We start from the raw sequence: 8,961 nt of genomic DNA on the forward strand, positions 1-8,961 counted from the left end.
CTCGTCAATGTGCGCCTGGATCACCTCGGGCGGAAGGGAGGCCGGGCTCGCGTCCCCGAAGGTCGCGGCGGCGACGGCGGCGATGGCGGCGGCGTCCTCCGGGCGGGCGGGGCGGACGTGGGCGGGGTCCATCCAGTGCAGCTCGACGATCTCGTCGGTGGGCGCGGGCGTCTCGTGCCGGGCGACGGGTCGCCACAGCGCGAACACCTCGGAGTGGAGGGCGGCGCCGGGCTCGTTGGCGGCGTCGGTGTCCCACGCGCCCAGGCGGGTGAGCTCGTCGGGGCGCAGGCGCAGCCCGGTCTCCTCGGCCACCTCGCGGACGGCGGTGTCCAGCGGGTCCTCACCGGGCAGGTGCTTGCCGCCGGGGAACATGAACATGGTGGTGCCGGCCTTGCGGACGGTGAGCACGCGACGGTCCGGGCGGGCCAGCACGACGGCGGACACGCGGATGGTCTCGACCGCCGCGGCGGCGCCGGTCTCACCGGGGACGGCGGCCTGGCCGGGCGCGGCGGCACCCATCCCACGGGACTCGGCGGAGACGGAGGACGAGGAGGGGACGGAGCCGGACGGGGAAGGACTCATGGCTCCATCTTCTCCCGTCCGGCTCAGAGGAGCGTGAGTCCGACCTTCGCGGCGATCACCAGCATGAGCACGCCCACGGCGGCGTCCACGATCCGCCAGGTGCGCGGCGTGTTCATGTACGGCGCGAGCCGGGTGCCGCCCCAGCCGAGCGCGGTGAACCACACGAGCGAGGCCGCCACGGCGCCGCCCACGTACACCCACTTCCCGGGGCCGTAGGTCTGGGCGAAGGTGCCCATCATCACCACGGTGTCCAGGATCGCGTGGGGGTTGAGGAAGGAGACGGACAGGGCGAGCAGCACGATCCGCGGCAGCGGCGTCTGCGGGGCGCTCAGCACCACGCGGCGCGGCTGCACCCGCTGCTTCACGGCCACGCCGCCCGACCTGCCGTCAGCACCCCGCTCCCCCGGACGAGTCCCGCACAGTCGGGGGTTACCCACGGGTATAACCCCGACGGTGCGGGACTCGTCTCCGAGGGGGTCATGGCCACGCCCCATCCCGACGCCGGCCCCCACCGGCACTGCGCGGCCCTCGGCGCTGCGCCCGGTGAAGTCGGCGGAGAGGCGGCCGGTGGCCGGGTCGATCAGGGGCAGCTCGCCGGTGAGCGCGGCGATCTCGCCGTCCGTGAGGCCGACCGCGGGGCCCTCGGCCTCGGCGGCCGCGGCGAGCGTGCGCTGCCCGCGCACGGCCGAGCGCAGTGCGCCCGCGGCGAACCACACGAGGTAGACCACGCCGGCCACGGTGAGGGCGGTGACGAGCCACGGCCACCGCTCGGCCGCCACGCCGATCCCCGCGGCGCCGAGGGCGAGCAGGGCCACGTCCCCCACGAAGCACACGATCAGGACCGTCCACACGCGGTCGCGTCGGACGATCTGGCGCAGCAGGAACAGCGTCTGGGCGCCGATCGCGACGATGAGGGCGAGGTAGGTCAGGAAGCCGGTGGCGAAGATGGTCACCGGGAGAGGATAGGAACCGTTCGCAGGTCCGCACCATCGCGATGCCCTTCAGGATCTGAAGGGATCCTTCATCTGGCCGGACTACCCTGGACGGCGTGAACTCGGACCACCTGCGCGCCCTCGTCTCCGCCGTGGACCACGGCACCTTCGACGCCGCGGCGGACGCCCTGCGGATCTCCGGCTCGGCCTTCTCCCAGCGCGTCAAGGCCCTCGAGCGGCAGGTGGGCCAGGTGCTCCTGGCCCGCACCGTGCCCGTGCGCCCGACCCCCGCCGGGGAGCGCATGCTCCGACTGGCCCGGCAGACCCTCGCCCTCGAGGAGGAGGCCCTCGCCTCGCTCGGCCGGGGCGACGGCGGCCGCGTCCCGGTGCGCGTGGCGCTCAACGCCGACTCCCTGGACACGTGGTGGGAGCCGGTGCTGCGCGAGGCGGCGACGTGGGACGACGTCGTCCTGCAGCTGCGCACCGAGGACCAGGAGCACACCGCGTCCCTGCTGCGGGACGGCACCGTGGTCGCCGCCGTCACGGACGACCCGACGCCCGTGTCCGGCTGCACCTCCACCCCGCTGGGCACGATGCGCTACCACGCGGTGTGCGCGTCCTTCCTGCTGGAGATGCACCGGGACGAGCGCGGCCGGCTCGACCTCGCCGCCCTGCCCCGGGTGGACTACGGCCTCCGCGACGGCCTGCAGCGCACGGTGCTGCGCCGCGCCGCCCGGGGCCGCGCCGCCTTCGACCCGCCGCACCACCTCGTGCCCTCGGTGCAGTCCTACCTGCGCGCCGTCGAGCTGGGGCTGGGCTGGGGCATGCTGCCCTCGGCCCAGCTCCCGCCCGGCGTCCTCGAGGGCCGGCACCCGGACCTCGAGCCGGTGCCCTCGCTCGGGACCGTGGACCTGACCCTGCACTGGCAGCGCTGGTCCGCGGGGACGGCAGCGCTGGACCGGCTCACGGACGCCGTCCTGCGAGCCGCGCCCTCGGTGGCCGACGCCGCCGACTGAGCCCCGGACGGCCCCCGGACACGGCGCGGCCCCCGCCTCGAGGGCGGGGACCGCGGGGTCGCGCCGTGAGCGACGGCGGCGCTCAGGGTCAGGGCGGTGGCGGTGCGGCGGACGTCGGTCATGGATCGTCCCCCTCCCCCGCCGGCCGCGCCGCCGTCGGGGCCTCAGCCCTCGGAGAGCATGTCCCGCACCAGCGGGATCACGCGGGAGCCGTAGAGCTCGATGCTGCGCATCATCGGCCCGTGCGGCAGCGTCGCGTTGCTGTACTTCAGGCCGAATCGGCTGGCGCCGATCGCCCGCACGGTGTCCGCCACGCGCCGCGCCACGGTCTCCGGGGAGCCGATGTGCTGGGCGCCGTGCACGGCCTCCTGGCGGAACTGCTCCGGGGTGGGCAGGGGGCCGCCGCGCTCGCGCGCGAGCTTGGTGAACGCCGCCTCCCAGTGCGGGTAGTAGAGCTCCATGGCCTCCTCGTCCGTGTCCGCCACGAAGCCGTGCACGTGGACGGCCACGCGGCGGGGCTCGAGCCCGCGCTCGGCGACCTCGCGGCGGAACAGGTCGGCGTAGGGGGCGAAGCGGCGCGGGGCGCCGCCGATGATGGCCAGCTCGAGCCCGGCGCCGTGCGAGGCGGCGCGGACCACGGACTGCGGGGAGCCGCCCACGGCCACCCAGGCGGGCAGGCCGTGCTCGTGGGCCGTCGTCGGGAACACGGACTGGCGCTCCAGCGGCGCGCGGACGGTGCCGGTCCAGGAGACGGGCTCCTCGGTGCACAGCTTCATGAACAGGTCGAGCTTCTCCTCGTAGAGGCGCTCGTAGTCCTTGAGGTCGTGGCCGAACAGGGGGAAGGACTCGATGAACGAGCCGCGGCCCAGCGAGACCTCGGCGCGTCCGCCCGTGACGCCGTCGAGGGTGGCGAAGGCCTGGTAGACGCGCACCGGGTCGTCGGAGGAGAGCACGGTGACGGCGGAGATGAGCTTGATCCGCTCGGTCCGGGCGCCGATCGCGGCGAGGACCATCTCCGGGTTGGACACGGCGTAGTCCGGCCGGTGGTGCTCGCCGATGCCGATCACGTCCACGCCCGCCTGGTCCGCGAGGACGCCCTCGGCGACGACGTCGCGCAGCACCTCCGGGTGGCTCAGGCGGCGGCCCTCGGCGTCCAGGGTGACGTCGCCGAAGGTGTGGAGGCCGAACTCCACGTGGCCCTCGGGGATGGAGGAGAGCAGCTCGGTGCTGGGCTGGGCATCTTTGTTCATGTTTGAAACAACGACGCGCGGCGGGGCGCTATTCCCGGGGGGCGCCGGTCCCTTCGGGGGCCTCGGGCCCGCCGCGCCCCGCGGTCTCGGCCTGGGCCCGCGCGGTCCAGCGGGCGCACGGCAGCACGACGTCGAAGCGCGTCCACCCGGCCTCGGACGCCACCGAGGCCTCGCCACCGTGGCTGCGGGCGATCGAGCGGACGATCGCCAGGCCCAGGCCCGTGGACGGCTCCCGCCCCGGGTCGCCAGCGCTCGCCCCCCGCGCGAACCGCTCGAAGAGCCGCTCACGCTGCTCGGCGGGGATGCCGCCGCCGTCGTCGTGGACGCTGACCACCACCTGGTGCGGGAGCGGGCGGCCGATCCGCAGGGAGGCGGTGACCGTGGTGCCCGCGGGCGTGTGCTTGGCCCCGTTGGAGAGCAGGTTGCCCACCAGCCGGGCGAGCTGAGCCGGGTCGCCGGTGACGCACCCCTGGCCCTCCTCGCCGAGCGTCTCCGGCAGGTCCAGCACCCACTGGTGGTCCGGCCAGGCCGCGCGCGCGTCCACCACGGCCTCGAGCAGCACCTCGGGCAGGTCCACCGGGTCCGCGGCCGGGACCTCCCCGGAGGGCGCCAGGCCCACGGCGCGGCCGCGGGAGACCGACTCGAGGCGCTCGAGGAGGAGCATGTCGTCCACGAGCGCGGACATCCGGCCGGCCTGGTGCAGCACCCGGTCCAGGGAGCGCCGCCCCGTCTCCGAGAGGTCCTCCGTCATGGCGATCATCTCGGCGTAGCCGCGCACCGAGGCCAGCGGGGTCCGCAGCTCGTGGGAGGCGTCCGCGATGAACGACCGCAGCTGCTGCTCCTGGCGACGCCGCTCCTCCAGCGCGTCCTCCACGGCGCCCGTGAACCGGTCCATCGCCTCGGCCACCATGACCACCTCGTCCGGGCCCTGCAGGAGCCGCTTCGGTATGCGCGTCTGCCGGCGGTCGATGCCGGTGTGGGCGAGGTCCATCCCCGCCACCCGCTCGGCCATGGCCGCCACCTCGCCCAGGGGGGCGAGCCCGCGGCGCAGCCACAGGAAGACGGCCAGCGCGGTGACGACGACGGTGAGGGACAGCCCGAGGACCACCATCAGCAGGCCGCGGCGGGAGATCTCCGTCAGCGCGCCCGTGGGCACGCCCACCACGAGGAGCTGGTCCGCCCCCACCCAGGGCCCCGGCGACGTCATGGGCAGGGCCTTGAACCGGTAGCCCTCGCCGGACACCGCCGCGTCCACGGGCGCCCCGATCGGCTCGCCCCGGATCGCGTGGATGATCTCGTGGGACTGCCGCGCGTCCAGGGGCACGGATTCGCCGGCCCTGCCGACCCGGTGGCCACGGAGCGTGCCGGCCTGGTGATCCTCCAGGTCCGCCGGCGAGACGAGGGCCACCACCGTCCCCTCGCGCTGGCCGAGCGTGCCCGGCACGTGGGGGTCGCCGGCGGTGGGCCCGGCGTCGAAGGCGGTGCCCGCCTCCAGGGAGGCGAGCTGCTCCGCGGCCCGGGTCCAGGCCGCCGTCGTGTTCCGCGAGGCGGACTCGGCGGTGAGCGCCCGGGTGGTGTTGCCGGCGAACAGCGCGAAGGCGGTGAGCGTGATCAGGAGGATCACCACGACGCCGGCGCCGGTGCGCCGGGCCAGGGAGGACTGCCGGCGCGGGCGGGGGCCGCCCCGGCCGGAGGAGGCGTCCGCCGGGTCAGGCGGGGCGGATGACATACCCGGCGCCGCGGATGGTGTGGATCATGGGATCCCGGTCCGCGTCGATCTTCTTGCGCAGGTAGGAGATGTAGAGCTCCACGATGTTGGCCCGGCCGCCGAAGTCGTAGCCCCAGACCTCCTGCAGGATGCGCTCCTTGGACAACACCGTGCGGACGTTGGCCATGAGGAACTTCAGGAGGTTGTACTGGGTGGCGGTGAGGTCGATGACCTGGCCGCCGCGGGTGACCTCGTGGGTGCGGGTGTTCATCACCAGGTCGCCGACCACGAGCACCTCGGAGCCGCCGCTGACCACGCCGGAGCGCTGGACGAGGCGGTGGGCGCGGATCAGCACCTCCTCCATGGAGAAGGGCTTGGTGACGTAGTCGTCGCCGCCGGAGGCGAGGCCGGCCACGCGGTCCTCGGTGGCGTCCTTCGCGGTGAGGAACATCGCCGGCACCTCCGGCCAGTGGGCGCGCAGGCGCTCCAGGACCTCGAGGCCGTCCATGTCCGGGAGCATGACGTCCAGGATCGCGAGGTCGGGGCGGCGGGCGGTGCCCTGCTCGACGGCGGAGGCGCCGTCGTGCGCCACCACCACGTCCCAGCCGCACAGGGACAGGCCCATGGACAGCAGGTCCGCGATCATCGGCTCGTCGTCCACCACGAGCACGCGCACGGGCGAGCCGTCCGGATGGGACAGCTCGGGCAGGACCTTCTTCAGCTCCGCCATGGACGACGGGCTGGTGGTGCTCTGGATGCGGCTCACGGGATTCCTCACGTTCGGGAGACGGTCGATGCTCACTCGGACGGCACACGGCGGGGGGATGGGCGCCTCATGCCGGGCCGGCGGCGCCGCTGCGGGGGGATGACGGGCGGGCGCCGACCGGGACCGGGGGCGCTCGCGCGACCCCCGCCGATGCAGGTCAATCCTATGCGGGGCACAAGTGTGGTCCCAGGCTTTCTGCGCTGCGCGTCAGGGGTGGTCTGCGGGGCATCTGGGCAGGCTCAGGCGACCGGCTTCATGGCCCAGTGCGTGGCCAGCGTGCCGAACATGTGGGTCTCGTGGCCGATGTTCACGAAGCCGGCGTCGGCGAGCATGTCCGCGATCTCCTCCGGGGCGTGGAACGCCTTGGTGGAGGAGGAGAGGTACTCATAGGCCTCGGGCTTGTCGGTGATGACGCGGGCGAGCCGAGGCATGACCTGGTGCATGTAGAAGGTGGAGAAGGGCCGGATGATGTTCGCCGGCGGCGGGGAGGTCTCCAGGGCGGCCATCCAGCCGCCGGGGCGCAGCACGCGGAACTGCTCCGCGAGCGCGGCGGGGATGTCCGCCACGTTGCGCAGCAGGTAGCCGTGGGTGACCGAGTCGAAGGACGCGTCCTCGAACGGCAGGTCCTGGGCGTCGGCCACGACCCACTCGACGCGGTCCCCGCCCTCGCGCCTGCGGCCGACCTCCATCATCTCGGCGGAGATGTCCGCGCCGACGACCGTGGCGTCCGGGTGCTGCCTCAGGACCTCGAAGGCGAGGTCGCCGGTGCCGGTGGCCAGGTCCAGGACGCGGCCGTGCGCGGGGACGTTCGCGCGGGCCACGGTGTGCCGCACGAGGCGCGGCTCCTGGCCCCAGGTCATCACCGTGTTCATGAGGTCGTAGCGCTCGGCGACGGCGTCGAACATCGTGGACACGCGGGCGTGGTGGTCCGCGCCGCGGGCGGCGCCGTCACGGCGCGGGGAGGGGGTGGGGGTCTCGCTCACGGGGACCACGGTATCCCGCCGCGCAGGGCGGCACGACGACGGCGGGCGGGGCTGGGGCGGTCCTCGGCCCCGCCTTGCGTCGGGCACTGAGGATCGCCTAACCTTCCCGGGTTACCTCACGCTGGCGTTATCTAATTCCCGCCGGCGGCTCTCCTGAGCCGGACGCCCTCCGCGTCCCCGCCCGAAAGGCCACTCCCCATGGCACCGTCCTCCCTGCCCCGCCGCTCCGTCCTGGCCGCCGGCGGCACCGGCCTCGCCCTGCTGCTCGCGGCCTGCTCCACCGGCCCCGCCGGCGGCTCCGGCTCGTCCTCCTCGTCCGCCGCCGCCGCCGGCTCCCCCTCCGCCTCGGGCGACGCCGCCGCGTTCCCCCGCACGATCGAGCACGTCTACGGCACCACCGAGATCCCGGCCGCGCCCACCCGCGTGGCCACGGTCTCCTGGGTGAACCAGGACGTGGCGCTCGCCCTCGGCGTCGTCCCCGTGGGCATGGCCGCGGTCGAGTTCGGCGGGAACGCGGGGAAGTCCACGGACTGGTTCGACGCCGCCCTGGAGAAGGTCGAGGGCGCGGAGCGTCCCGTCACCTGGTCGGAGGCCGCGGGCATCGACGCCGAGGCCGTCGCCTCCGTCCGCCCGGACGTGATCCTGGCGGCCTACTCGGGGCTGACCCGCGAGGACTACGACCGCCTCTCCAAGATCGCGCCCGTCGTCGCCTATCCGAAGGACGTGCCCGCCTTCGGCACGCCGTGGCAGCAGAGCACCCGGATGATCGGCCAGGCCCTCGGCAAGGACGCCGAGGCCGAAGCGCTCGTCGAGGACGTGGAGGGCCGGATCGCCGCGGCCGCGCAGAAGCATCCGGACCTCAAGGACGCCACCTTCGTCTACGGCACCGTGGACCCCACCGCCGCGGACCAGATCAGCGTCTACACGCTCGTGGACAACCGCCCCCGCTTCCTCGAGTCCCTCGGCATGAAGCAGGCGCCCGTGGTCGCGGAGAACTCGCCCAAGGACCAGGCGTTCTTCTTCACGTGGTCCCCGGAGCGCGCGGACGAGCTCGAGTCGGACGTGCTCGTCTCCTGGGCGCTGGACGCCTCCGTGGCCGAGGCCATCGAGGCGGACCCGCTGCTCAGCGCCCTGCCCGCCGTGGCGAAGGGCGGGCTCGTGCTGCAGGTGGACCAGCAGGAGGTCCTCTCCGTCTCGGCCATCTCCCCGCTGTCCATCCCGTTCGCGCTGGAGCGCGTCGTCCCGCCGATCGCCGAGGCCGCGGCCCGCTCGCGCGGCTGACCCGTGCCCCGCGCCCTGCTCCTGATCGCGCCGGCCGTCCTGGCCGTGCTCGCCGCCCTGGCCTCGCTGGCCCTGGGCGCCCGGCCCGTCCCGGTGGACGCGGCCGTGCGCGCCCTCACGGAGGCCGCCCTCCACGGGCCCGCCGCCGTGACCGGCATGGACGGGGCGGCCGTGCTCTCACGCGTGCCCCGCACCCTGGCGGCGATCCTCGTGGGAGCGGGGCTGGCCGTGGCCGGCGCGGCGCTGCAGGGCGCCACCCGCAACCCCCTCGGCGACCCGGGGCTGCTCGGCCTCACGGCGGGCGCCGTGCTGGCGTTCGCGCTGGGGATCGCCCTCGGGGTGGCCGGCTCCCTGCCGGCCGTCATGGCCCTGGCGATCCTCGGCACCCTCGCCGCGGCCGCGCTCGTCACCGCGGTGGCGGCGGGGGCCGCGCGCGTGAGCGG

9 protein-coding genes are annotated in these 8,961 nt (G+C 74.8%); 3 read left to right on the forward strand and 6 right to left on the reverse strand.

Features of this window, described 5'->3' with window-relative positions:
• Both NWP10_RS08870 and NWP10_RS08875 read right to left on the reverse strand, forming a co-directional pair.
• The coding region (locus tag NWP10_RS08870; RefSeq protein ID WP_258300643.1) for an NUDIX domain-containing protein at positions 1–582 on the reverse strand (582 nt) is incomplete at its 3' end.
• 23 nt (positions 583–605) lie between these two features.
• A complete protein-coding gene (locus NWP10_RS08875; protein WP_258300644.1) occupies positions 606–1,535 on the reverse strand; it encodes a LysE/ArgO family amino acid transporter in 930 nt (309 codons plus the stop codon).
• 95 nt (positions 1,536–1,630) lie between these two features.
• Here NWP10_RS08875 and NWP10_RS08880 point away from each other — a divergent pair, with 95 nt between their 5' ends.
• Entirely contained in the window at positions 1,631–2,530 is a 900-nt protein-coding gene (locus NWP10_RS08880; RefSeq protein WP_258300645.1) for an ArgP/LysG family DNA-binding transcriptional regulator, read from the forward strand.
• A gap of 164 nt (positions 2,531–2,694) precedes the next feature.
• Here NWP10_RS08880 and NWP10_RS08885 read toward each other — a convergent pair whose 3' ends face one another.
• The 4 genes from NWP10_RS08885 to NWP10_RS08900 form a co-directional block, all read right to left on the reverse strand.
• Positions 2,695–3,780 (reverse strand): Atu2307/SP_0267 family LLM class monooxygenase, encoded by a 1,086-nt coding sequence (locus tag NWP10_RS08885; RefSeq protein ID WP_258300646.1) that lies wholly within the window; start codon positions 3,778–3,780, stop codon positions 2,695–2,697.
• A gap of 28 nt (positions 3,781–3,808) precedes the next feature.
• Positions 3,809–5,509, reverse strand: coding sequence for a cell wall metabolism sensor histidine kinase WalK (locus NWP10_RS08890; protein WP_258300647.1), 1,701 nt, complete (start codon positions 5,507–5,509; stop codon positions 3,809–3,811).
• Positions 5,490–6,218, reverse strand: coding sequence for a response regulator transcription factor (locus NWP10_RS08895; RefSeq protein WP_026106846.1), 729 nt, complete (start codon positions 6,216–6,218; stop codon positions 5,490–5,492). Before NWP10_RS08895 ends, NWP10_RS08890 begins: the two co-directional genes overlap by 20 nt.
• Positions 6,219–6,493: 275 nt before the next feature.
• Positions 6,494–7,237, reverse strand: a complete 744-nt coding sequence (locus NWP10_RS08900) for a ubiquinone/menaquinone biosynthesis methyltransferase (RefSeq protein WP_258300648.1) — start codon at positions 7,235–7,237, stop codon at positions 6,494–6,496.
• Between the two features lie 198 nt (positions 7,238–7,435).
• Here NWP10_RS08900 and NWP10_RS08905 point away from each other — a divergent pair, with 198 nt between their 5' ends.
• Positions 7,436–8,518: an iron-siderophore ABC transporter substrate-binding protein gene (locus NWP10_RS08905; RefSeq protein ID WP_258300649.1), complete on the forward strand. Its 1,083-nt coding sequence runs from the start codon at positions 7,436–7,438 to the stop codon at positions 8,516–8,518.
• Positions 8,519–8,521: 3 nt separating this feature from the next.
• Positions 8,522–8,961: iron ABC transporter permease (locus tag NWP10_RS08910; protein ID WP_258300650.1), on the forward strand; the 440-nt coding region annotated here is incomplete at its 3' end.

It is taken from the genome of Micrococcus sp. HG099 (genome assembly GCF_024723355.1).
Taxonomy (GTDB): Bacteria; Actinomycetota; Actinomycetes; order Actinomycetales; family Micrococcaceae; genus Micrococcus; species Micrococcus endophyticus.